Source organism: Sphaerisporangium krabiense (assembly GCF_014200435.1).
Taxonomy (GTDB): domain Bacteria; phylum Actinomycetota; class Actinomycetes; order Streptosporangiales; family Streptosporangiaceae; genus Sphaerisporangium; species Sphaerisporangium krabiense.
On sequence record NZ_JACHBR010000004.1, the window covers coordinates 89,201 to 114,158 of the forward strand.

The window sequence follows — 24,958 nt, forward strand, 5'->3', positions numbered from 1 at the left end:
CAACCCGTGGGCAGCGTGCTGCCCACGGTCGTCGCGGCCTGACGGTTCGTTCACTGGCCGAAGCGCTCGCATTGCCCGGTACCGCTGGATGGCGAGGGGATGTGGCATGAAGATCGGATACAGCTTCTGGGGGTTCTTGGGGCCCGGCATCTTGGACACCCCCGACGGAGGACGGTTCTGGCGGCGCGGGATCGCCGATGAACTGCTGGCCCGCGGCCACGAGCTGGTCATGCTGCAGCGTGACCGCGACCTGCTGGAGGCGGGCATGCGCCTGCCCTACCAGTGGGATGAGGGGTTCCCGGCGCTGGATGCGCTGCTGTGCGAGTGGCGTTGGCCACTGCCCGGGCGAAACACCACCGTCTGCGGCAGTGACGGACACACCTGCGACCTGCACCGGCAAGACGACCTGCTGGACCACTACACCCACAAGGCGGGCACCCCGACCGTGCTATGGGACACCGACCGGCAGATGAGCGCCGATGACCCGCTGCGCGCGATGCCGCACGTGCTGGTGTGCGACCCCGCACTGCTGCCGGATCCACCGGCGGCGATGCTGCCGATCATGGTGCCAGACGCACTGCTGGACGCCGCCGAGCCCGCACGCCTGACGCAGGGGGACCGGCCGCTCGATTTGGCCTACGTCGGCAACCAGTACGATCGCGACGAGGCGTTCGCCAGGTTCTTCGCACCCGCCGCCGCGCACGTGCCGCACCGCGTCGCCGGCAAGTGGACCCGCACCCTGGACTGGCCAGGGGTGAACTTCACCGGCCGCGCCGCGTTCACGGAGGTGAACGGCATCTACGGCCAGAGCGTTGCCACGGTGCTGCTCATGCCTGACCGGTACTCCGCGACCGGTGCCATCTCTCAGCGGTTGCCGGAGGCGGTGCTGGCCGGTTGCCTGCCTTTGACGCCGGCGACCCTGGTCAACGCCGGCCAGATCACCCCGCCGGTCCTGCATGTCGAGGACGCCACGCAGGTCTTGGAGCGCCTGGCCTGGCTGCGGGAGATCCAAGGCAGCCGCCGCCATGTCGACCTCATCTCCGACTGCCTGGGCAGGCTGGAGCTGTTCCGGACCTCGCGGCAGGTGGGCGTGCTGGAGCAGTACCTGACCACCCTGACCGAGCGGCACGCCGAGATGGACGGAGCCCGGTGAACGCCTCCGCAGGCCGGGTGGCCGCGCCCGCGTTCGCCACTTTCCACGATGCCTACCTGGCGGTGCTGGAGGAAGTGGTGTCTCGGCCGCAGCACGCGGCCGCCTCGCGCGGCAACACCGCCACCGAGGTCCTGGGCATGTCGTTCACGTTGACCGACCCGCGGCACCGCATCCCCTACCTGCAGGCCCGGCGCGTGAACATCGTGTTCAACCACGCCGAGGTCTTGTGGTACCTGGCCGGCCGCGACGATGTGGCCATGATCGGCTACTACGCCCCGCGATTACGCCGCCTGGCCAGCGGCGGGCGTCTGACCGGCACCGCCTACGGGCCGCGGCTGTTCCACCCGGCCGGCGCCTCCCAGTGGGACCGGGCGGTCGACCTGCTGCGCGGCGACCCGGGCAGCAAACGCGCCGTGGCGTTGATCATGCAACCCGGCGAGCTCGCCGACCCCGGCAACCCCGACGTCGCCTGCACCCTGGGACTGCAGTTCTTCCTGCGCGAGGGCGCGCTGCACACAGTGGCGTTCATGCGCGGCAACGACGCCTGGATCGGCCTGGCCTGTGACGTGTTCTCCTTCACCATGATCGCCGAATACACCGCGGTCGTGCTCGGCGCACGCCTTGGCACCTACACCCACATGGTGTCCTCGATGCACCTCAACACCCCCGACCAGGCCAAGGCCCGCGCCGCCCTCGTACAGGCGCATCCCGGCCTGTGCTCGGCGGCGGGCGCGGCGCCGGTGATGCCGGCCACGACCACCCGCGACACGCTCGATGTCGTGCTGGACTGGGAGCAGTGCCTGCGCGCCGATCAGCGCCCGCTGCCGGTGCACAGCAGCGAGTTGGCCCACCTGGATCCGTACTGGCTTCAGGTCCTTGGCCTGCTAGAGGCATACCGGCAGATCGTCCATCACAGCGGCCCGGTCACCGGAGAGGTCATGGACCTGCTCACGCCCCCGTATCGGTGGCTGCTCGCCGTTCGCTGGCCCGATCGGGTACTACCCCCGCCGGCGTCCTGCGCTACGCCGGGTCTGGAGCGGTCGGTGCTCGGCCCGTGGGATGCCTCATGACCGCCGAATCCGCCACCCCGGCGATCCGCGGCATCGACTGGTCTGCCTGGTCGGTCATCTTGCTCAAGCCGGACTGTGTGGCCCGCGGCCTGGTGGACACGGTGCTGGCCTGCCTCGCCGAGCACGTCGAGGTGCTGCATCCCCGGTCGATGGTCGCGACCGAGGCCCAGGTGATGGCCCACTACGACGACATGCTCGATCCGGCGCTCTCGGTCGAGTTCGGGATCGACATCGTGGCCGACCTGCGACGGCTGTTCGCCGGGCAGCGCGTCGCCGTCGCCCTGGGCCACGGCGAGCATGCCACCAGGCGGCTGCGGGAGATGATCGGGCCCACCGACCCGGCCACCGCCGCCCCCGACACCATCCGCGGCCGGTTCGGCATCGACAGCCTGCCCCAGGCACGCGCACGCGGCCAGCTCATCAACAACCTGATCCACACCTCCGACCGCCCCGACTGCGTCGAACGCGACCTTGGCATCTGGTACGGCCCCACCGGGATTCGTCTACTTCAGGAGCCACGATGACCCAGAACCCTTCCAACGGCGCTCTTGCCGGCCATGACACGTCCCGAGCGGGCTCGCTGCGGCTGATGCCCGCCGACCACCAGGCCTGCCTGGACCCCTACATGCGCCAGATCATCACCAACCGCAAATCCGGGCTGTCGCTGAACCACATCATCGGCTGCCCGCTGGACTGCGGCTACTGCGTCCGCCACTTCTGGGGCAACTTCGACCAGAAGGTCCCCCAACTGCTCATCCCCACCGCCGACGCCGTCGACCTGCTGGTCGACCATCCGCAGTTCCGGCCCGGCGCCACCCCGCTGCAGTTGTTCAACAAGGCCACCGACCCGATGCTGCCCGGCGTCAAACCGCACACCTTCGCCGTGCTGGAGGACCTGGACCGGCGCGGCCTCGGCAACCTGGTGCTCATCATCACGCGCTTCCACATCACCCAGCAGGACATGACCCGGCTGGAACAGCTCACCCACATCCGCCCGACCCTGCTGTTCACCTACAGCGGCATCACCGACGACCGGGTGGAACCGATCGCCAAGACCACCACCACGGTGGACTCCCTGCGCACCGCCGCCGCCCACGCCCGGCGCACGAAAGTCATCTTGTACTGGCGGCCCATCGTGCCCGGCTGGAACGACGACCCCGACACCATGGCCCACGTACTCGGCGTCGCATCCGGCGCCGGCGTGGACGCCATCGTGTTCACCGGCTACTACCACAAACCACAGAACGCCTCCTACCTACGCGATCTAGGCGTCACCATGCCCTACGGCGAGGGCTGGCAACGCCGCAAAGTGCTGCCCGCCGAACTGGACGCCCGCGTCGTTCAGGCCTGGCGCGACTCAGGCATCACCATCCCGCTGTACCGCAAGACCTCCTGCGGCGTCACCGCCTCCTGGCAGCTGCCCGACTACAACGGCCACCTGGGCGTGCCGCAGCTGTGCGACATCTGCCCGGCCGAGCAGGTCGCCCGCTGCGCCGCCGCCCTGCGCGCGCCCAGCGACGAGGAGTTCCGCGCCGCTCTGGAATCCTTCGGCTTCGACCCGGGTACGCCGTTCATGGTGGAAGACGGCCATGTGCTGACCGGCGACCTGGGCGAGCAACGCCGCTACGCCCTGCAGCACCACTTCGGGTTCCAGATCTGGGAAGTCGAACATCCCCACCTTCCCACCGCGCACGGCCGGGCTCTGGAAGGCTACGCACTGAGCCCACAGCAGCAGGCACACCTGCGGGGCGCGCGCGAACGGCTCACCACCGCGGCGCGCTACGACGACGACTGACCGCACCAGCGCACGGGAGGCACGTCATGCGGCACCTTGAGTGGACCACCGCGCCGCTGGTCGCGCTCGACCTGGAAGGCACCGGCAGCCAAGACCGCGACGCCGAGGCCATCTTGGAGATCGGCCTGGTCCCCATGCCTGACGGCCGCCCCGACCTCGCCCACGCCTACCACTCCCTGGTCAACCCCGGGCGGCGCATCCCACGCCGCCCGTGGATCTCCCCCGGCCTCACCAACGACACCCTGGCAGAGGCCCCCGCGTTCCACGCCATCGCACCAGAGCTGACGGCCCGCCTGGACGGCGTCTACATCCTCGGCCACAACGTGCAAGTGGACTGGCGGCTACTGTCCCGGCACTGCACCACCCTGCGCCCGGCCGGGCTGATCGACACCCTGAAACTCGCCCGAGCAGTCCACCCAGGCCGCAGCGGCCACAGCCTGACCGCGCTCCTGCACACCTACGATCTGCACGACCAGGTGAGCTCGCTGGTCCCCGGCGGGCAAGCACACCGCGCACTGTGGGACGCCGCCGGTGCCGCGCTCCTGCTGCCCGACCTCATCCACCAACTGACCAGCAAACGCCCATTCACCGTCACAGACCTTCTGGCGGCCGCGGCCGTGCCACTCGGCATCGAGACCAACCACGACACCCCAGAGCAGATCTGCCTGCTGTGAAAGCGTTGCGGCAACGTAGAACATTGGCCATGGTTCAATGCGCGTCCGACCAGGGACCGTGTTGACCTGCTCTGCTCTAGCTACCTGCTATCGCCAAAGTGCCGCACCCGGTTACTGGAAGTGTGCACCGTGCTCGCCGTCAACCGCATTGACGCGCCGGGGGGCTACTACGGCAACTGACGGGCCGGTGCTGTCGGGGTGACGCCACTCTGGCCGAAGCGGACATCGCCGCTGTGGCGGCCCACTGGGCGGGACACTGGATGCCGGGGCGGGCTGCCTGCCTGGAGGACGCCCTCGCCGGGATGCTGACGGCGGCAGCTCGAGGGCGGCGCCCGCGGGTGCTGCTGACGAGTCGGATCACCCTGATAGGCCGTACCACGTTGTGCATCGAATCTGACATCCGGTAAGGGAGCCGCATCGTGGCCAGCGCCACCACCCCCAGCCCGCCCGTTCAGGACGCGCTCAACCGCGTCACCAACGCGCACTACACGCAGCAGGCCGACGGCAGCACCCTGCCGCAGACCTCCGCCCCGGAGATCGTCGCCACCATGCTGGACCTGCTGCAGGTCCAGCCGGGCCAGCACGTCCGGGAGATCGGCACCGGGTCGGGCTACTCCACCGCCCTGCTGTCCCACCTCGTCGGTTCCACCGGCACCGTCACCTCCATTGACATCGACCCGGAGCTGACACGCCGAGCCAGGCAACGGCTGGACGCCGACGAGTGCGCCAACGTCACGCTGATCGCCGGCGACGGTGCCGCCGAGGCTCCCGGACCGCACGCCGATCGCATCATCGCCTGGGCCACCATGCAGCACATCCCGACGGCCTGGACCCGGCACGCCGCTCCCGGCGCGCTCATCGTCACCCCCGTGGAGGTGACTGACGCGGCCAAGACCTTCCTCGTCATCAGGGGCCGGCGCGGCGACCACGACCAGGCGCTCACCGCCGACCGGCTCCTGCACGCCGGGTTCGTCGAAGCCGTCCCGGACGTGCTGGACCAGTGGATCGTCCCGCCACGCGGCGTGGACGCCCTGACCCGCGACGACGAAGATCAGCCCTGGTGGCTGTCCGCGCCATGGCTACGCTCCAGCGCGGACGGCACAGGAGACGACCTGCTCAACCGCCTCATCACCCACCAACGGCACGGCGAAGGCCCCCTGACCAACCACGAGCGCGCCGCGGACTTCTGGGCCTACCTGCTGGCCGGCCGACCCGACGGGCTGACCACGGCCGCGCTGGGTGAGCCGCTGTGGCGTATCGGCGCCTCGACCCCCACCGGCGTCGCCCTCATCACCCCGAGCCAGGCGGATCACCACATCGCCGCGGGCGACGACAGCGCCACCGACTTGCTGAACACCTGGGCACGTCAGTGGCGTGAAGGAGGCGAACCAGGACTTGACCAGATGCGCCCCGTCCTGCACCCGGCCCACGACGGCTGGATCGTCCGCGTCGCTCCCCAGGGCGAAGAGAACGACTGAGGCATACACCAGGCTGCGTTTTTGACACGGCGGCTCCTCACCCAATGGCACGAAGCCGCTGCTGTTCCCCCGGCTATGCGCCTGATGACGGGCCTGGACCACTCGACCGTCGCCGCGCACCTGCGATACCCGGGCGCCGAACCTGACCCACTGATCGACCTGGTTCGACCCCCAGGGCAAACCGGCCCGGGCTGCAGCGTTCGACCCGGCTGCAACATTCAGCCCGACCGCACCGGAGCGTTCGGCCCGGCTGCAGTGTTCAACCGGGCCGCACCGTAGCGTTCGGCCACGTTCTACCTCAGAGGTCAGCCGCGCTCCCCGTCCTCGTCCAGCGCGGCGATGAGCCGGGCCGGGGTGCGGGACCGGAACAGTGCGCGGATCGTGACGCCGGGCCCTAGGACGGCGCCCGCTCGGGCGACCAGGCGCATGGCGAGCATCGAGTCGCCGCCGAGGGCGAAGAAGTCGTCGGCGGGGGCGACGCGCGGGACGTCCAGGACCTCGGCGAACAGCTCGCACACGACCTCCTCGCGCGAGGTGCGCGGCGCGCCCGTGGGCGCGGGGCCGGGGACGGGGAGCGCGGCGCGGTCCACCCGGCCGTTCGCGGCCACGGGCAGCGTGTCCACCACCACGAAGTGGGTCGGGATCATGTACGCGGGCAGGAGCGCGCCGACGTGCGCGCGCACCGCCTCGACGTCCACGCCCGACCCGCCGTTGAGCACCCGCACCCCGCGCACGGTGTACGGCGCGGTGACGCGGTGGGGCGCGCCCGCGCCGTTACCCCGGCCGTTGGACCCGTGCGGGCCATGGCCGTTGGATTCGTACCGCTCACGGCCGTTGGACCCGTACCTGTCGCGGTCGCCGGATTCGTAACGGTCACGGCCGTCGGGCTGGTACCCGTCGCGGTTCCCGGATTCGTACCGGTCACGGCCGTCGGGCCCGTGCCTGTCGCGGTTCCCGGATTCGTACCGGTCACGCCCCTTGGGCCCGTGCCTGTCGCGGTCGCCGGATTCGTACCGGTCACGGCCGTCGGACCCGGAGCCGTGCCCCTCGCGGTCGCCGGACTCGTAGCGGTCGTGGTCGTCGGGGGCCTGCCCAGTGCGGTCGTTGGCGCGGTGGGCGCCGGGGGGGCGGCCGTTCAGGCGGGTCGCGGGGGGCGGTTCCTGCGTGGCGCTCGTGCCGAGGGCGCCGAGTTCGGGGGGCTGCACGTACGCGATCAGGCGCTTCTCGCCTGGTCTGTCCTCTCGGACGACGACCGCGGCCCGGCCCACCGACGGGGCCGCCTCCACCGCCGCCTGCACCTCGCGCGGTTCGACGCGCAATCCGTCGATCTTCACCTGGGCGTCGATGCGGCCGGCGAGCTCCAGCTCCCCCTGGGCGTTCCACCGGGCCCGCTCGCCCGTCCTGACCATGCGCTCCCCCGGCGCGCCGTAGGGGTCGGCGAGGAAGCGTTCGGCGCCGGACGCCGGGCGGGCGGAGTACCCGCGCGCCACCCCCGGCCCCGCGATGTACAGCTCGCCGACCACGCCCGGCGGGACGAGCCTGAGGGAGGCGTCCAGCACGTAGGCCCGCGCGGCCGCCAGGGGACGGCCGATCGGCACCAGGCCGGGCACCGGGCCGTCGTCCGGCAGGGGGTGGCGCGTGGCGAAGGACGTCGTCTCGGGCGACCCGTAGGCGTTGACCACGCGCAGGCCCGGATACCGGTCGCGTAGGCGGCGCACGAGGGGCGCGGGCAGGGCGTCGCCGCACACCCACACCTCGCGCAGGACGCCGAGCGCCGCGGGGGCGTCGGTGGCCAGCCGCGTGAATAGGGACGTCGTCATGAACGCCGCCCCGGCCCCGCGCCCGGTGAGCGTGCGGGCCGCCGCGACGGACTCCGGCTCCCCGGACGGCGCGATCACGCACCGGCCGCCGTTCAGCAGCGGGATCCATATCTCGTACGCCGAGGCGTCGAACGCCTGCGCCGCGTGCACGAGCACCCGTTCGTACGCCGGGTCCGCGAAGGCGGGGTCCCGGGCCAGGGCCGTCACGCCGGCGTGGGTGACCGCCACGCCCTTCGGCCCCGCGTCCGTCCCGGGGGTGTAGGTGACGTAGGCGAGGCCGCCGGGCGGGATCGCGGGAGGCGGCGCCTGGTCGCGCACGCGGGGCGGCGCGGGCTCGGCGCCGACGACGATCACCCACGCCGGGTGGTCGAACCGCACCGTGCGCGACGCCTCGTCCAGCAGCAGCACCTTGGCCCCGGTCTCGGCGACGATCGCGCTCAGCCGGGACGGCGGGTCGCGGCGGTCCAGCGGCACGTAGGCGCCGCCGGCCTTCAGCACGGCCAGCAGGGACACGACCAGTTCGGGCGAGCGTTCCATCAGGACCGCGACGGTGACCTCCGGCCCCACCTCCAGCTCGGCGAGCCGGCGCGCCAGCCTGGCCGCCCGCGCGTCGAGCTCGGCGTAGGTCATGGTCTCGTCCCCGTACTCCAGGGCCACGGCGCCGGGGGCGCGCCGCGCCTGCTCGGCGAAAACCTCCGGCACGGTCGCCGCCCACGGGTCCGGGTGGTCTCCGGTGTCCCGCCGGCCGGCGTTGCCGTCGGCCAGCACGCGGCGGCGTTCGGCGGGCGTGAGCAGCTCCACCTCGCCGATCCGCAGCCCCGGGCGCGCGGTGACCTGCTCCAGCACCAGCAGCAGGCACGCGACCAGCCGGGCCACGGTCTCGCGGTCGAACAGGTCGGTGGCGTACTCGGCGACCCCGGCCAGGCCGCGCGGCTCGCCGCCGCCGGTCTCCCACAGGTGGAGGCCGAGCTCGAACGGCGCGACGAGCCGGGGCACGTCCTGGAAGGCCGCGCCGGGGAAGGGCGGGTCGCCGCCGTGCGGGGTGAAGGTCAGCGCCACCTGGAACAGCGGGTTCCAGGCGAGGGACCTCTCGGGGGCCAGCTCGCGGACCACCCGGTCGAAGGGGACGTCCTGGTGGGCGTGGGCGGCGAGCCCCGCCGCGCGCACCCGGTCCAGCAGCGCGCGGAAGGCCGGGTCGCCCGAGGTGTCGGCGCGCACGACGATCGGGTTGAGGAAGGAGCCGACCAGGTCGTCCAGGTGGCCGTCCGAGCGTCCGGGGACCGGCGTGCCGATCGGGATGTCCTCACCCGCGCCGCACCGGGTCAGCACGGTGGCGAGCGCCGCCTGCAGGACCATGGACACGGTGGCCGCCGACCCTCGGGACAGCGCGACCATCCGGCGGTGCAGCTCCTCCCCCACGGTGAACGTGACGGCGGCGCCCCGGTGGGAGGGGACGGCGGGGCGGGGCCGGTCGGCCGGGAGGACGGGGCGCGCCGGGAGGCCGTCCAGGGCGCGCCGCCAGAACGCCAGCCGCGCCGCCACCTCGGGGGTGTCCTCGTCGTCGAGCGTCTCGTGCTGCCACAGGCTGTAGTCGGCGTAGGTGGCGGGCAGGGGCGCGAACTCCGGGGCCGCGCCGTTCCCGCGCGCCCGGTAGGCCAGCGCGAGGTCGCGCAGCAGCGGGCGCACCGACCAGTCGTCGGCGGCGAAGCGGTGCAGCAGCACCAGCAGCACGTGCTCGGGCTCCGGGGCGTCCTCGACGGTGAACAGCCACGCCCGCAGCGGCGGGCCGGCGGCGATGTCGATGAGCTCCCGGGACGCCTCGGCGAGCGTCCCCTCCAGTTCGCCGGCCCGTACGGCGATCCGGCGGAGGCGGGGCCGCGCCGTGTCGAGCACCTTCTGGTACGGGAGGCCGTCGAGCTGGGGGTACACCGTGCGCAGCGGCTCGTGCCTGGCCACCACGTCGCCGAGCGCCGCCTCCAGCGCCGCCGCGTCGACCTCGCCGCGTAGGCACAGCGCCACGGGCATGGTGTGCCGCGGGCTCGGCCCCTCCGCCTGGGCCAGGAAGCACAGCCGCCGCTGGCCGGACGACAACGGCACGCGCGCCGGGCGGGGCAGGACGACCGGCACGGGCCCGCGGACGCCGGGCCCCTCGGCGGCCAGCGCCCGGGCCACGCCCGCCACGCTGGGGCCGCGGAACAGGACGCGGGCGCGGGCACGCGCGCCGAACACGGCCCGGACCCGGCCGATCAGCCGGACCGCCAGCCGCGAGTCGCCGCCCAGCGCGAAGAAGTCGTCGTCGACTCCCACCCGCGGCACGTCCAGGACCTCGGCGAAAAGACCGCAGAGGATCTCCTGCTCGGGGGTGCGGGGCACGTGGCCGGGGAAGAGCGACGAGAACACGGGATTCCCTTCGTTCGGACGGGTGGGGGGGCGGTGGCGGCGCCTTCCTGTGACGCGAGGACGGCGCCGCCGTCGTGCGGGTGTCCGGGCACGGGCGGACGGCGGGCGGGGTCCCGGGGCGGAGGTCGCGCAGGACGCGACGGGCGCAGGCGACACTCCCGCCCGTGCCCGCGACGCGGCGTGGGTCGCGGTGCCACGCCCGTCCCCGGCCCGTGAGACACGTCCCGCTCATGTGCGAGTACGTGGCCCGGACGCGTCGCTGCGCCCGGCGGGGCCTTGAGGACCGTCCCGGCCGAGGGACCGGCGGCCGGGACGGTCGGCGTGAGAGGTCAGACTTCCGTCACGGTGGTCGGATCGGCCGGTCGTGTAACGATCCAACACCTGGCGGCATTTTCGGCGCGTCGCACGCCGGAACGTACGGTCTTCACGGCCCCACCGTCTCGCACGGCGCGCCGGGAAGGCGAGAAATCTCGTGGTTCACCGGCACGGGACAGGCGCCGGCCGGAGCGTTCTCGAAGGGGGTGCGCCACCATCTGTGCGTCCAATTGATGTCGCCACCCCCGAGATGGCACACGGTCACGATCTCGGCCACGAAACCTCTGTTCCCCGGTTACCGATTCGATTCGGTCTGCTGGCAACCATAGGGCCGTCAAAGCACTCGACGCAAGGGCCCCCGCCATATCGGAACCGTCTTCGTCGAGTTTCCGCCATCACATTCTCACTATCCAACTGCGATTATGCGAATGAGCAGCTCAGTCCGCACGCCCGCCGCGGACGCCGGGCTTTAGCGCCGCCATTGGACCGCTCCCGTTATGGACGCCCGCAAACGGTTTGCCTAGAGTGACACGGGTCCGTAACCCGGCGTGGCCGAACACGTTTCCCCGGGTCCGCGCGCCGGTCCCGGGACGCGGCGACCAGTCCTGTTGTCGCATTCGCGATAGTACGTTACGGCGTCGCGCGGACGCGCGGAGAGCACCGGCGGCCATGGTGCCGCTAAAACGTCGCCTCGACCTTTCCGAGTGATATTCGGTAATGCTTCCGGCCGGATCGGCCGCTGTCTCGCATTCCGGGACGCTCGATATCGGATGGCGCGATTCACGGGCTCGTGAATGCTTTCACGCGCCGGGCGGCGCCGCGGCCCTGTGGTCACGGGGGCTCACGCCGCGCACGCGTTTGAAGGCCGTGCTGAGGGCGAACGCGCTGCCGTACCCGACCTGCCGGGCCACGGCCTCGACGGTCGCGTCCGTCTCGCGCAGCAGGTCGGCGGCGAGGTCGAGCCGCCAGCCCGTCAGGTACGCCATGGGCGGCTCGCCGACGAGCTCGGTGAACCGCCGGGCGAGGGCCGCCCGCGAGACCCCGGAGCGGGCCGCGAGCTCGGCGACGGTCCACGGATGCCCGGGGGCGTTGTGGATGAAGCGCAACGCCGTGCCGACCACCGGGTCGCCGTACGCCCGGTACCAGGCGGGCGCGCCGCCGTCCGCGCGGGCGAACCAGGCGCGCAGCAGGGCGATGAGCAGCAGGTCGAGCAGGCGGTCCAGCACGGCCTCCTGGCCCGGCTCGTCCTTGACGATCTCGCCGGCCAGCAGCGGGACGAGAGGGCTGTCCCAGGCGTCGCCCGCCAGGATCACCAGCATGGGCAGCGCCGCCAGCAGGCGCCCGCTGATCTCGCCGCGCATCTGGTAGGTGCAGGTGAGCATCATGACCGGCCCGTCGGGGTCGTCGCCCCAGGTGCGGACGCCGAGGTCGAGAACGCCGTCCAGCGGCTGTCCGTCCGGGGTCGCGCAGCGCTGGCCCGGATGGATGACGATCTTCGGCGGGGTGCCCGGGGCATCCGCCATCGTGTACGGCTCCGGGCCGCGGACCACGGCGGTGTCCCCCGGCCGCAGCAGGACCGGATCGTCCCGCTCCGGCACCAGCCACGCCTCGCCGCGCACCATGGCCACCAGGGTCAGCGGCGCGCCGTCCTGGACGCGGAGCGACCACGGCGGGGTGAAGATCGAGCGCAGGAAGAAGGCTCCCCTGGCCCTCGGCCCGTCCAGCAGCCTCGCGAGCGCGTCCATGGCCTCACCGTAGACGCTCGGACATGCGGGCGCGCTTCTCGGCCATGGACCGTCTCCCCGCCCACCCGCTTCACTGGCAACGCACGGCGACGCGACGGGCGCGCCGGCGGTGAGGAGGCGGACGGTGGAAGCGTTCCGGCAGGCGGCGCTGATCGCGGCGACGGTCACCACGGGGCTGGTGGCGGGGCTCTTCTACGCCTACGCCTGCTCGGTCATGCCCGCGCTGAGACGGACCGACGACCGGACGTTCATCCTGGTGATGCAGCGGATCAACGTCGCCATCCTGAACGGCTGGTTCGCGGCGGGATTCGCCGGGGCGCCGCTGCTGACCGCGGCGGCCCTGGCACTGCACCTGGACGGCGAGCACCGTGGCGCGCTGCCGTGGATCGTGGCGGCGCTCCTCGCGTACGGCGTGATGCTGGCCGTCACGTTCGGTGTCAACATCCCGCTCAACAACGAGCTGGACGCCGCCGGGGAACCGGACGGGATCGCCGATCCCGCCGCGGTCCGTGCCCGGTTCGAGGCCCGGTGGGTGCGCTGGAACGTCGTGCGCGCGCTGGCCTCCACCGCCGCGCTCGGCCTCCTGGCCTGGGCGCTGCTCATGCACGGGACGGCCGGGGCCTCGTAAGGGACCTCCGGCCGCCTCGGCGCGGGCGTCGTGCCCTTGGACGGCCGGTCGCGGAGCGGGGGCCTGCGACCGGCCGGCTCAGACGTTGAAGTACTTGGCTTCGGGGTGGTGAACGATCATCGCCGAGGTCGCCTGCTCGGGGTGCAGCTGGAACTCCTCCGACAGTGACACCCCGATCCGCTGCGGGTCCAGCAGCTCGAACAGCTGCCGCTGGTCCTCAAGGTTCGGGCAGGCCGGGTAGCCGAAGGAGTACCGGCAACCGGCGAAGTTGACCTTCAGCATGTCCTCCAGCGCCTCGCCCCCGCCGATGCCCAGCTCCGCCCGCACCCGGGCGTGCCAGTACTCGGCCAGCGCCTCGGTCAGCTGCACCGACAACCCGTGCAACTCCAGATAGTCCCGGTAGGCGTCCTTGGCGAACAACTCCGCGGTCGCCTGAGAGATCCGCTCGCCCATGGTGACCACCTGGAACCCCACCACGTCCACCTGTCCCGACCCGGCCGGGCGGAAGAAGTCCGACAGGCACAGATGCCGGTCCCGGCGCTGGCGCGGGAAGGAGAACCGGGTCCGCTCCCGCCCCGCCTCATCCAGAATGATCAGGTCATCGCCGGCCGACACGCACGGGAAGTAGCCGTAGACCACCGCGGCCTGCAACAGGTTCTCGGTCTGCAGCCGCTCCAGCCACATCCGCAACCGCGGCCGGCCCTCGGTCTCCACCAGCTCCTCATAGGAGGACCCCGAACCGCCCTGGCCGCTGCCGCCGCGGGCGGGTTTGAGGCCCCACTGCCCCATGAAGGTGGCCCGCTCGTCCAAGAACGCGGCGTAGTCGGCCAGCGGGATGCCCTTGACCACCCGGTCCCCCAAGAACGGCGCGGCAGGCACCGGATTGTCGGCCGCGACATCAGAGCGGGCGGGCAGCTCCTGCTCGGGGGTGCGGACCAGGGTGGCGCCGGTCTTGACGCGGCGTTCACGCAGCGGCGGCAGCGCGGCGCCGGGGGTGCCGCGTTTGACGGCCATGAAGGCGTCCATCAGCCGCAGCCCCTCAAAGGCGTCCCGGGCGTAACGGACCTGGCCTTGGAAGGTGTCGGCCAGGTCCTGTTCCACGAACGCCCGGGTCAGCGCGGCGCCGCCCAGCAGGACCGGGAAGCGGGTGGAGATGCCGCGGGAGTTCATCTCCTGCAGGTTCTCCTTCATGATGACGGTGGATTTGACCAGCAGCCCGGACATGCCGATCACATCGGCGTCCTTTTCCACCGCGGCCTCCAAGATGGCCGACACCGGCTGTTTGATGCCCAGGTTGATGACCTCATAGCCGTTGTTGGACAAGATGATGTCCACCAGGTTCTTGCCGATGTCGTGCACGTCGCCCTTGACGGTGGCCAAGACGATCCGGCCCTTGGACTGGCCCTCCACCCGGTCCATGTGCGGCTCCAGATACGCCACCGCGGCCTTCATCACCTCGGCCGACTGCAACACGAACGGCAACTGCATCTGGCCCGAGCCGAACAGCTCCCCGACCGTCTTCATGCCCTCCAGCAACACCTCGTTGATGATCTCCAACGCCGGACGCTCCGCCAGAGCCGTGTCCAGGTCGGCTTCCAGGCCCTTGCGCTCGCCCTCGACGATGCGGGCCTGCAAACGTTCGAACAACGGCATCGCGGCGAGTTCGGCCGCCCGGTCGGCGCGCATCGCCGCGGCGTCGACTCCCTCGAACAACTGCATGAACACCGCCAGCGGGTCGTAATCCTCACGCCGCCGGTCATAGACCATGTCGAGTGCGACCTGGCGCTGCTCGTCGGGAATGCGCGCCATCGGCACGATCTTGGAGGCGTGCACGATCGCCGAATCCAGCCCCGCGTTCACGCACTCGTTCAAGAACACCGAGTTCAAGACGATCCGCGCCGCCGGATTCAATCCGAACGAGATGTTCGACAGCCCCAACGTCGTTTGCACCTGCGGATAGCGGCGCTTGATCTCCCGGATCGCGTCTATGGTTTCGATGCCGTCGCGGCGGGTCTCCTCCTGGCCGGTGGCGATCGGGAAGGTCAGGCAGTCGATGATGATGTCCTCGACCCGCATTCCCCAATTGCCCGTCAGGTCCTCGATCAGGCGGGAGGCCACCCGCACCTTCCAGTCGGCGGTGCGCGCCTGACCCTCCTCATCGATGGTCAGCGCGACCACGGCCGCGCCGTGCTCCTTGACCAGGCCCATGATCTTGGTGAACCGGGAATCGGGGCCGTCGCCGTCCTCGTAGTTCACCGAGTTGATGATCGCCCGCCCGCCCAGCATCTCCAGCCCGGCCCGCAACACCGCCGGCTCGGTGGAGTCCAGAACGATCGGCAACGTCGAGGCCGTGGCGAACCGGAACGCCAGCTCCCGCATATCGGCCACACCATCCCGGCCGACATAATCCACACACAGATCCAGCATGTGCGCGCCGTCACGCACCTGGCCGCGCGCTATGTCGACGCATTCCTCCCAGTTCTCGGCGAGCATCGCCTCGCGGAACGCCTTGGAGCCGTTGGCGTTGGTGCGCTCCCCGATCGCCAGATACGAGGTGTCCTGCCGGAACGGCACATGCTGGTACAACGACGCCGCGCCCGGTTCGATGCGGGGCTGACGTTCCACCGGCTGCCGGCCCGCGACCGCTTCGACGACGCGTGCCAGGTGTTCGGGCGTGGTGCCGCAGCAGCCGCCGACCAGGCCCAGACCGTACTCGGCGGTGAACTGCACATGCGCCGCCGCCAGCTCCTCCGGCGACAGCGGATACCGCGCCCCATCGGCGGTCAGCTCGGGCAACCCCGCATTGGGCATGCAGGAGAGCGGCAGCCGGGCGTGCCGGGCCAGATACCGCAGATGCTCGCTCATCTCGGCCGGACCGGTCGCGCAGTTCAACCCCAGCACATCCACACCCAGCGGCTCGATCGCCGAAAGCGCCGCCCCGATCTCCGACCCCAGCAGCATCGCCCCGTTGGTCTCGATCGTCACCTGCGCGATCACCGGCACATCACGCCCCGCCGCCTCGATCGCCCGCCGCGCCCCCACCACCGCCGCCTTGACCTGCAACAAATCCTGACACGTCTCCACGATCAACGCATCAGCCCCACCCGCGATCAACCCCGCCGCGTTCGCCTCATAAGCATCCCGCAACGCCTCGAACGCCACATGCCCCAGCGTCGGCAACTTGGTCCCCGGCCCCATCGACCCGAGCACGAACCGCGGCCGCTCCACCGAAGCGAACCCATCCGCCGCCTCCCGCGCCAGCGCCGCACCGGCCCGCGACAGCTCGAACACCCGATCGGCGATGCCGTACTCCCCCAGCGCCGCCAGATTCGCCCCGAAGGTATTGGTCTCCACGCAATCCACACCCACCGCGAAGTAGGCCTCATGCACCCCGCGCACGATGTCCGGACGCGTGACGTTCAACACCTCGTTACACCCCTCATGACCATCGAAGTCATCCAGCGAGGGGTCATAGGCCTGCAACATGGTGCCCATCGCACCATCGGCCACCAGGACGCGCTGGGTCATGTGCTCGCGGAAGGTGCTCACGGTCTACTCCCTGGACGGGCGGCGGAGAGGGGCGGACGGGGCGGAAGTCTAGACGGCCCGGCGGAGCGCGTCGGCGCGGTCGGTGGACTCCCAGGGGAAGTCGTCGCGGCCGAAGTGGCCGTAGGCGGCGGTCTGGGAGTAGATCGGCCGCAGCAGGTCCAGATCACGGATGATCGCCGCCGGACGCAGGTCGAACACCCGCGAGATCGCCTCCTGGATCCGCGACACCTCCACCTTCTCGGTGCCGAACGTCTCCACGAACACCCCCACCGGCTGCGCCTTGCCGATCGCGTAGGCCACCTGGACCTCCACCCGATCCGCCAGACCCGCCGCCACCACGTTCTTGGCCACCCACCGCATCGCGTACGCCGCCGAACGGTCCACCTTCGACGGATCCTTACCCGAGAACGCCCCACCCCCATGACGGGCCATCCCGCCATAGGTGTCCACAATGATCTTCCGGCCCGTCAGACCCGCGTCCCCCATCGGACCACCGATCTCGAACCGCCCCGTCGGGTTCACCAGCAACCGGTACCCCGCCACGTCGATGTCCAGCTCGGCCAGCACCGGCTCGACCACGTGCTCCCTGATGTCCGGGGTGAGGAGGTCGGCGAGGTCCACGCCGGGGGCGTGCTGGGTGGAGACGACGACGGTGTCCAGCCGCACCGGGCGGTCGCCGTCGTACTCGATCGTCACCTGCGTCTTGCCGTCCGGGCGCAGATACGGCACCGTGCCGTTCTTGCGCACCTCCGACAACCGGCGCGCCATCCGATGCGCCAGCGTGATCGGCAACGGCATCAGCTCCGGGGTCTCCCGGCACGCGTAACCGAACATCAGACCCTGGTCGCCGGCCCCCTGACGGTCCAGGTCGTCGGAACCCTCACCCTCACGGACCTCATAGGCGTCGTCCACGCCCTGGGCGATGTCGGGCGACTGCGCCCCGATGGACACCGACACACCACACGAGGCGCCGTCGAAGCCCTTGTGCGAGGCGTCGTACCCGATCTCCAGGATCTTCTCCCGGATGACACCGGGGATGTCGACGTAGGTCTCGGTGGTGACCTCACCGGCGACGTGGACCTGGCCGGTGGTGATCAGCGTCTCGACCGCGACCCGGCTCTTGGCGTCGCCCTTGAGCATGGCGTCGAGCACGGCGTCGCTGATCTGGTCGGCGATCTTGTCCGGGTGGCCTTCTGTGACCGACTCGGAAGTGAAAAGACGGCGGGACACATTCACTCCTCGGGTTGCTGACGGAAAAGCGTGCGCATACTCAAGAGGGTTTCCGATTTTTCTTGGAGAATGCGCCGTGCGAGGCCGCCACGACCGGGCGGAAGGGGTGTTTCCAGGCCGGCCCGCGTCCATGTCGACTTCTGGTTGTGCGTGACGGCGGCCTCGCATCGGCGATGAGTTCGCGCGGGCGGGTTCGCGACGTTAAAAGCAAGGCCACCGCGCGAGTGGCGTTCACGCGATGGCCCTTGCGGGCGTGGTGACCCGCCGCGCGGAATAACACCGGCCAGGCACATCACCTCATCATCCGGATAAAATCCACGCAAGCTCGATCGATTCGATGCTAGGCAGGTGCGCGACGGCGCAGAAACCCCAGCGTGACCCCTAGCGCCTACGGCGGCCGAATGCGCGGGGACGTGATGCGCGCAAGGGCCGTGGTGCTTTGCGGCCAGCGCAAATTCCGTGCGGCCGTGCGCCGCGCGGTCGGGCGGGGCGCCGCGATCGCCGCCGGGCCCCGGATTTCCGCGCGGGACTTGACAGACCGGGCGACGCCGTACCCTTAGGCCCCGGGATGGCATCTGGTAAGACCACGGAGCGCTTCCGGGCCGACGCGAGACGCGATCGTGTGGACTCCGGCGACTTCACCACCTGCGGGTCTTACGCTATGCACCCGCGATTACCCACAACGCTACGTAAAGTAGCGCTTTCCCAGGTTTAACAGAGCATCACAGACGGGATATCTAGGACGTAAATCCCCACTCAGTTGCTGCAACCACAAACTTGTAGTATATGGGATAAGCGGAAGAAGTACGAAGGAGAAGAGTAGCGCTGGATCCTGCGCGCCTCAACAGGCGGGTCCCCGCCGTGGGCCTGTGCCCTGTCCCCGCCTGAGGTGGCGTACCTGATACTTGCTCCAGCAAAATCTTGAGAGCGTGAAGACTTCGGGATGGTCCTAGGGTTTTCTGGCGAGGAGTAGGCAGGTGGAGTTCCGCATACTGGGACCACTTGAAGTGCTGGCGGGCACGGAACGGCTGGACATCGGAGGGACGCGACAGAGGATCACGCTGGCCAACCTCCTGCTGGACGCCAACCGGGTGGTGACCGTGGACCGCCTGGCCGAGGCCATCTACGGCGACGACCTGCCGCCGACGTCACGGGCCCAGGTACAGATCTGCATCTCGTCCCTGCGCAGGCTGTTCGCCGCGCACGGCGACCCCGACGTCATCTCCACCCAGTCGCGGGGCTACATCCTCCGCGTCGCGGACGACGCCCTGGACGCCCGGCGCTTCGAGGCGCTGACCTCGCTGGCCCGCCGCGCCCGCGAGGCCGGGCACCTGGACGAGGCCGTCTCCCGCTACCGCGAGGCCCTGGCGCTGTGGCGCGGGGAGGCGATGGAGGGCATCGACGGCAGGCCCGTGCAGGCCGCGGCGAGCAGGCTGAACGAGGAGCGCATCCTCTCCAACGAGGACTGCGTACAGCTCGAACTCGACCTCGGACGCCACCAGCAGCTCGTCGGCGAGCTCGACCGGCTCGTGGAGCGGTACCCGCTGCGCGAGCGCCTGCGCGGCCAGCTCATGCTCGCCCTGTACCGCTCCGGGCGCAGGGCCGAGGCGCTGCGGGTGTACCGCCTCGCCCGCGAGACGATGATCGAAGAGCTCGGCATCGAGCCCAACGACCAGCTCCAGCGGCTGGAACAGGCCATCCTCACCGCGGACGACAGTCTGGACGCGCCGCCCGAGGCCGCCGTCCCCACCGAGCCGCCCCCGGGGCCGGCCTTCCCCGTGCCGGGGCTGCTGCCGAACGCCATCGCCGACTTCACCGGGCGGGCCAAACAGGTCGACGCGATCGAGCGCGAGCTGGCCCTGGCCTTCGAGGACGCCGGCCGGTTCGCCGTCCCCGTCATCGTCATCACGGGCAAGGCGGGGATCGGCAAGACGACGGTCGCCGTGCACGCGGCGCACACCGTCGCGCAGCAGTTCCCGTTCGGCCAGCTCTTCGCCGACCTGCACGGCGGCGGCGCCTCCCGGCAGGTCAGCCCGATGCAGATCCTGGAACGCTTCCTGCGCGCGCTCGGCGTGCCCGGCAACTCCATCCCCGACGGCCTGGAGGAGCGCGCGGAGATGTACCGGGCGCTGCTCGCCGACCGCAGGACCCTGGTGGTCCTGGACGACGCGGCGGGCGAGAGCCACGTGCTGCCCCTGCTGCCGGGCACACGCAGCTCCGCCGTCATCATCACCAGCCGCAGCCGCCTCGCCGGGCTGGCGGGAGCGATCCACATCGACATGGACATCTTCGACGCCGACCAGTCCATCGAGCTGCTCGGGCGCATCGCCGGGGTGGCGCGCGTGCGCTCGGAGCCCGACGCCGCCAGGGCGCTGGCCGAGCTGTGCGGGCAGCTCCCCCTGGCGCTGCGCATCGCCGGGGCCCGGCTGTCGGCACGCCCGCACTGGCGGGTCGAGCAGCTCGTGAGCCGGCTGGAGGACGAGACGCGCCGGCTGGACGAGCTGAACCACGGGGAGATGGGCATCCGGGCGAGCATCTCGCTGACCTACGAGAGCGTCGGGGAGGAGGCCAGGCGGCTGTTCCGGCGGCTGGCGATCCCCGACACCGGGATGTTCTCGGTCTGGATCGGCGCGGCGCTGCTCGACCGCTCGTTCGAGCACACCTCTGACCTGTTCGACGAGCTCGCCGACGCCCAGCTCATCGAGGCGGCGGGCGGCGGCGCCCACGCCCTGTACCGCTTCCACGACCTGATCCGGGTGTTCGCCCGCGAGCGCCTGGCCGCCGAGGAGACCCCGGCCGAGCGCAAGGCGGCCCTGGAGCGCGTGCTGCGGGCGCTGCTGTTCCTCGCCGAGGCCGCGCACCGGCGCGAGTACGGCGGTGACTACGTCCAGATCCACAGCGACGCCCCGCGCCGCCCGCTGCCGGCGCGGCTGGTCGCCGGGCTGGTCGGCGAGCCGCTGCCCTGGTACGAGCGCGAGCGCCCGCTGCTGGTCTCGGGCATCCGCCAGGCCGCGCAGGCCGGGTTCACCGACCTGTGCTGGGACCTGGCGATCAGCGCCGTGACCCTGTTCGAGTCGCGCGCCTACCTGGACGACTGGCGCGAGACGCACGAGATCGCGCTGGCCGCCTGCCGGCACGCGGGCGACGTGCGGGGCCAGGCCGCGATGCTGTACTCGCGCGGGTCCCTGCACATCACCGAGAAGCGGTTCCCCGAGGCGCGGCGCGACTTCGAGCAGGCGATCCGCCTGTTCACCGACATCGGGGACGACCAGGGCACCGCGCTCGTGCTGCGCAACATCGCCTTCCTGGAGCGGATGAGCGGGCGGTACGAGGACGCCGCGGCCCACTACGAGCGCGCGCTCGCCATGTTCACCGCCGACGGCGACCAGGTGGGCGCGGCGTACGTGCTGCACAACCTCGCCCAGCTCCGCCTGGACACCGGTGACCCGGAGGGGGCGAGCAGCCTGCTGTCGGAGGCGCTGGCCCTCAGCAGGGAGGGCGGCAGCCGCCGGGTGGAGTCGCAGGTGCTGCACCGGATGGGCGACACCTACCTCGCCTGGGGTGAGCCCGCCCTGGCCGCGGAGATCTTCGACACCGCGCTGGCGATGGTGCGGGCCATCGGGGACCCGGTCGGCGAGGCGTACATACTCAACGGGCTCGGGATCGCGCGGCTGCGGCGCGGCGAGACCGGGCGGGCGGACGAGGCGCTGCGTCACGCGGTCGGGCTCGCGCTCTCCACCGGCGACCGGCTGGCCGAGGGGCGCGCGCTGCTCGGGCTGGGCGAGCTGGCCCTGGCCCGCGACGACGCCGGGCACGCGGTGACGCACCTGGAGCGGGCGCTCGGCGTCTTCCGGTGCATCCGCACGCCGACGTACGAGGCACGCGCGCTCACCATGCTCGACGGCGCCCGAGCCGCGCTCCAGCGGCAGGCACGGGAGGACGACGGGCCGCAGGAGACCTCCGGGGCGCTCGGCCGCGGCGACCACCTGGGCGAACCGGGCGAGCTCGTCGGCTGACCTGGACGGCCCCGGCTTTCCTGCGGTGTCGTGGTGGTGGCGCATGGGTGTCGCGGCGGTGGCGCGCAGGCGATTTGTCCGTGCATCCGCGACATGAAGCACGCTTTCCGGACAAGGCGGGCGGGGCGGGCGGGCGGCGCGATAGGATACCGGCACGCCGGGGGAACCCGTCCGGCGATTCGCGCGCCGCGTTATCACCCGGGCGGCGCGTGCCGCGTGCGACGCTTCTTTCCGTGCGCCGGCGACGCCGAATAGGGCCCGATTTCACGACAGGCCTTATGTTCCAGGAATACCTGATATACGATGCGCACGCATCTCGCAAAGAGCCCTTTCCCGCGACCGCCGAATGCCGGTCCGCCCCGGCGGCCCGACGGCCGGGGAAAGCGCGCAGGTCGCGGGCACGACGGAGGGGAAAGCGAAACGGCCGTGCCGCCGCATCGGCCCGTCTAAATGGCGCCGCGCGTCCCCTGCGAGAACCCTTACCCGAAGGCGCCGCCGCCCGGGCGGCACGTGATCCACCACCCCAAGAAACCCCCGTATTGATTTCCGCGGGAACTTCGGCGTCGATACGCTGGGAACGTGACCGTTACCCATGCGAGCATTCATAGGTCCCCCGGGGACGCCCTTTCGCCTTTACGCGTTTCCCCGGGCCCGCGCCGTCGCGGGAGGCCCTCGCCCCGGCGGGGCGGCATGGGCTCCGGTGACGTGTCCTGGCGGTTCCTCACAGGGTGCGCGGTACCATGATCAAATCTATTCTTCCTGACAGCGTGGTGGCCGTCGAGGTGTTCACCGACCCGCCGGATCCGATGCTCTTCCCCGAAGAGGAGATGTCGATCGCCCACGCCGACGACGTCCGGCGCAAGGAGTTCACCACCGTTCGGGTCTGCGCGCACGACGCGCTGCGCAAGCTCGGCATGCGGCCGAGCCCCGTGCTGCCCGGCCTGCGCGGCGAGCCCCTGTGGCCGCCGGGCGTCGTGGGCAGCATGACGCACTGCACCGGCTACCGGGCGGCCGTCGTCGGGGCCTCGGCCAAGGTGTCCACCATCGGGATCGACGCCGAACCCAACGAGCCGCTGGTGGGCGGCGTCCTGTCGGCCATCTCGCTGCCCGAGGAGCGCGACACGCTCGCCAAGCTCGCCGCCCGCCACCCCCGCATCCATTGGGACCGCCTGCTGTTCTGCGCCAAGGAGGCGGTGTACAAGGCGTGGTTCCCGCTGACGAAGCGATGGCTGGACTTCGAGGACATCATGATCAACATCGACCCGCTGCACGGGAACTTCTCCGCGTGGCTGCGGGTGACCGGTCCCCGGGTGCGCGGCCAGCGGCTGTCGGCGTTCAACGGCCGATGGTCGGCCGAGGGCGGCCTCATCATGACGGCGATCGTGGTCCCGAGCCCCGGCAGGTCCCTCGCCCCCCGGCACGGCGTCGAGCGCCCGGCGGCCCATCCGCGCCGCGCGCACGCCGTGGCCGCCCCGCGACGCTGACGCGGGGCGGCCACAGCCGGCCCCCACGCCCGGCCCGGGGTGGCCCGCCTGCCCCTCGCCGCCGGCGGCGGGCATGCGCGGCGTGATCGAATGGGTGTGCGAATAGGTGCCGTATGCTGGCCTTATGACCGCACCGTTCCAGGCCTCGCTGCTGGACTCGTGCGAGGCGGCCGGGCCCGGCCCGCTGGGGTCCACGGTGCGCCGCACCCCGCTCGACCACGGCGCGTGGATCGACCTGCGCCCCGGCTGGATCTCCGGCGCCGACGCCCTGTTCGAGCGGCTCGTCCGCGACGTGCCGTGGCACGCCGAGCGCCGCCACATGTACGACCGGGTGGTGGACGTCCCCCGGCTGCTCAAGTTCTACGACGAGGACGAGCCCCTGCCCGATCCGATGCTGGAGCAGGCCAGGGACGCGCTCAACGCCCACTACGCCGGCGAGCTGGGCGAGCCGTTCCGCACCGCCGGGCTGTGCCTGTACCGCGACGGGCGCGACAGCGTGGCCTGGCACGGCGACCGCATCGGCAGGGGGTCCACCGAGGACACGATGGTGGCGATCATCTCGGTGGGCGCGCCGCGCGCCCTGCTGCTACGCCCGAACGGCGGCGGCCCGGCGCTGCGCCACGAGCTCGGCCACGGCGACCTGATCGTGATGGGCGGCAGCTGCCAGCGCACCTGGGAGCACGCCGTCCCCAAGTCGGCCCGCGCCACCGGCCCCCGCGTCAGCGTCCAGTTCCGCCCGCGCGGCGTCCGCTGACCTGGCCCCGCCGCGGCACCGCCGATCAGCCGCCGTCGACGACGGCCGCGCCGATGTCCACCGCCATGGCCCGGCTTCCGGCCAGGAGGCCGCCGTCCACGGGCAGGTCGATCCCGTTGATCCACGACGCCCGGTCGCCCGCCAGGAACGCGACGGCCTCGGCCACGTCGTCCACGGTGCCGACCCGTCCCATCGGGTACCACGGGACCGCCCTGTCCAGGGCGTGCGGGTCGGCCGCGAGCCGCTCGTCCCAGACCGGGGTGGCGATCGTGCCGGGCGACACCGAGTTGACGCGCACCCCGTACGGGCCGTACTGGACGGCCAGCCCGCGGGTGAGGTTGATCAGCCCGGCCTTCGCCGCGCCGTAGGCGTCGTTGCCGAAGTAGCGGTGGCCGTTGACCGAGGCCACGTTGACCACGGCTCCCCGCCCGGCCTCGCGCATGCCCGGCAGGACCGCCTGGCACATGCGGATCGCCCCGCCGAGGACGACGTCCAGGTCCAGCGACCAGACCGGCTCGGGCGTCGACTCGAATTCGATGTTGCCGCAGACGGCGGCGTTGTTGACGAGCACGTCCAGCGGACCGTGGCGTGAGGTGAGCGCGCCGATCGCCGACCGGACGGACCTCTCCGAGCGCACGTCCAGGTGGACCGCCTCGGCGCCCTCGATGGCGTCCGCGACCGCGCGCGCCGCGTCCAGGTCGACGTCGGTGACGATCACCGCGGCGCCGCCGGCGTGGAGGACGCGGGCGATCGCCGCCCCGATGCCCCCGCCGGCGCCGGTGATCAGCGCGCGGCGCGGCGGAGCCGTGTCATGAGGACCGGATGACATGGATCTCCCTTTCTCGCC

The 24,958-nt window shown here is 71.5% G+C and carries 15 protein-coding genes; 10 read left to right on the forward strand and 5 right to left on the reverse strand.

The features are described from left to right. Positions 1-106 precede the first annotated feature (106 nt). The 6 genes from BJ981_RS37265 to BJ981_RS37290 all read left to right on the forward strand — a co-directional run bounded on the left by BJ981_RS37265 (position 107) and on the right by BJ981_RS37290 (position 6,170). On the forward strand, positions 107-1,153 hold the full coding sequence (locus BJ981_RS37265; RefSeq protein WP_184618240.1) for a hypothetical protein: 1,047 nt from the start codon (positions 107-109) through the stop codon (positions 1,151-1,153). Further along, entirely contained in the window at positions 1,150-2,223 is a 1,074-nt protein-coding gene (locus BJ981_RS37270; RefSeq protein ID WP_204070042.1) for a thymidylate synthase, read from the forward strand. The genes BJ981_RS37265 and BJ981_RS37270 overlap by 4 nt, the downstream gene beginning before the upstream one ends. After that, a complete protein-coding gene (locus tag BJ981_RS37275) occupies positions 2,220-2,747 on the forward strand; it encodes a nucleoside-diphosphate kinase (protein ID WP_184618241.1) in 528 nt (175 codons plus the stop codon). Before BJ981_RS37270 ends, BJ981_RS37275 begins: the two co-directional genes overlap by 4 nt. Further along, on the forward strand, positions 2,744-4,018 hold the full coding sequence (locus BJ981_RS37280) for a radical SAM family protein (protein WP_204070041.1): 1,275 nt from the start codon (positions 2,744-2,746) through the stop codon (positions 4,016-4,018). Before BJ981_RS37275 ends, BJ981_RS37280 begins: the two co-directional genes overlap by 4 nt. A gap of 26 nt (positions 4,019-4,044) precedes the next feature. Then, a complete protein-coding gene (locus BJ981_RS37285; protein ID WP_184618242.1) occupies positions 4,045-4,692 on the forward strand; it encodes a 3'-5' exonuclease in 648 nt (215 codons plus the stop codon). Between the two features lie 419 nt (positions 4,693-5,111). Further along, a complete protein-coding gene (locus tag BJ981_RS37290; RefSeq protein ID WP_184618243.1) occupies positions 5,112-6,170 on the forward strand; it encodes a protein-L-isoaspartate O-methyltransferase family protein in 1,059 nt (352 codons plus the stop codon). 305 nt (positions 6,171-6,475) lie between these two features. Here the strand turns inward: BJ981_RS37290 and BJ981_RS37295 are convergent, their stop codons facing one another. Next, entirely contained in the window at positions 6,476-10,390 is a 3,915-nt protein-coding gene (locus BJ981_RS37295; protein WP_184618244.1) for a non-ribosomal peptide synthetase, read from the reverse strand. A gap of 1,115 nt (positions 10,391-11,505) precedes the next feature. Then, entirely contained in the window at positions 11,506-12,450 is a 945-nt protein-coding gene (locus BJ981_RS37300; RefSeq protein WP_184618245.1) for an AraC family transcriptional regulator, read from the reverse strand. A 124-nt stretch (positions 12,451-12,574) separates the two neighbouring features. On the opposite strand from BJ981_RS37300, the gene BJ981_RS37305 reads away from it, so the two are divergent. Next, positions 12,575-13,078 (forward strand): anthrone oxygenase family protein, encoded by a 504-nt coding sequence (locus BJ981_RS37305; RefSeq protein WP_184618246.1) that lies wholly within the window; start codon positions 12,575-12,577, stop codon positions 13,076-13,078. A gap of 78 nt (positions 13,079-13,156) precedes the next feature. Here the strand turns inward: BJ981_RS37305 and metH are convergent, their stop codons facing one another. Next, positions 13,157-16,606, reverse strand: a complete 3,450-nt coding sequence (metH, locus tag BJ981_RS37310; protein WP_184618271.1) for a methionine synthase — start codon at positions 16,604-16,606, stop codon at positions 13,157-13,159. A 69-nt stretch (positions 16,607-16,675) separates the two neighbouring features. Then, on the reverse strand, positions 16,676-17,857 hold the full coding sequence (gene metK, locus BJ981_RS37315; protein WP_184618247.1) for a methionine adenosyltransferase: 1,182 nt from the start codon (positions 17,855-17,857) through the stop codon (positions 16,676-16,678). Between the two features lie 977 nt (positions 17,858-18,834). Between metK and BJ981_RS37320 the strand changes: the two genes are divergently transcribed. From BJ981_RS37320 to BJ981_RS37330, 3 genes are all read left to right on the forward strand, one after another. After that, positions 18,835-21,873 (forward strand): AfsR/SARP family transcriptional regulator, encoded by a 3,039-nt coding sequence (locus tag BJ981_RS37320; RefSeq protein ID WP_184618248.1) that lies wholly within the window; start codon positions 18,835-18,837, stop codon positions 21,871-21,873. Positions 21,874-22,613: 740 nt separating this feature from the next. Next, the gene (locus BJ981_RS37325; protein WP_184618249.1) at positions 22,614-23,357 is read left to right on the forward strand and encodes a 4'-phosphopantetheinyl transferase family protein; all 744 of its coding nucleotides are present in this window, start codon (positions 22,614-22,616) and stop codon (positions 23,355-23,357) included. 124 nt (positions 23,358-23,481) lie between these two features. Then, on the forward strand, positions 23,482-24,111 hold the full coding sequence (locus BJ981_RS37330; protein WP_184618250.1) for an alpha-ketoglutarate-dependent dioxygenase AlkB: 630 nt from the start codon (positions 23,482-23,484) through the stop codon (positions 24,109-24,111). A 25-nt stretch (positions 24,112-24,136) separates the two neighbouring features. On the opposite strand, the gene BJ981_RS37335 is transcribed toward BJ981_RS37330, so the two are convergent. Further along, the gene (locus tag BJ981_RS37335; protein ID WP_184618251.1) at positions 24,137-24,940 is read right to left on the reverse strand and encodes an SDR family NAD(P)-dependent oxidoreductase; all 804 of its coding nucleotides are present in this window, start codon (positions 24,938-24,940) and stop codon (positions 24,137-24,139) included. Between the last annotated feature and the right edge of the window lie 18 nt (positions 24,941-24,958).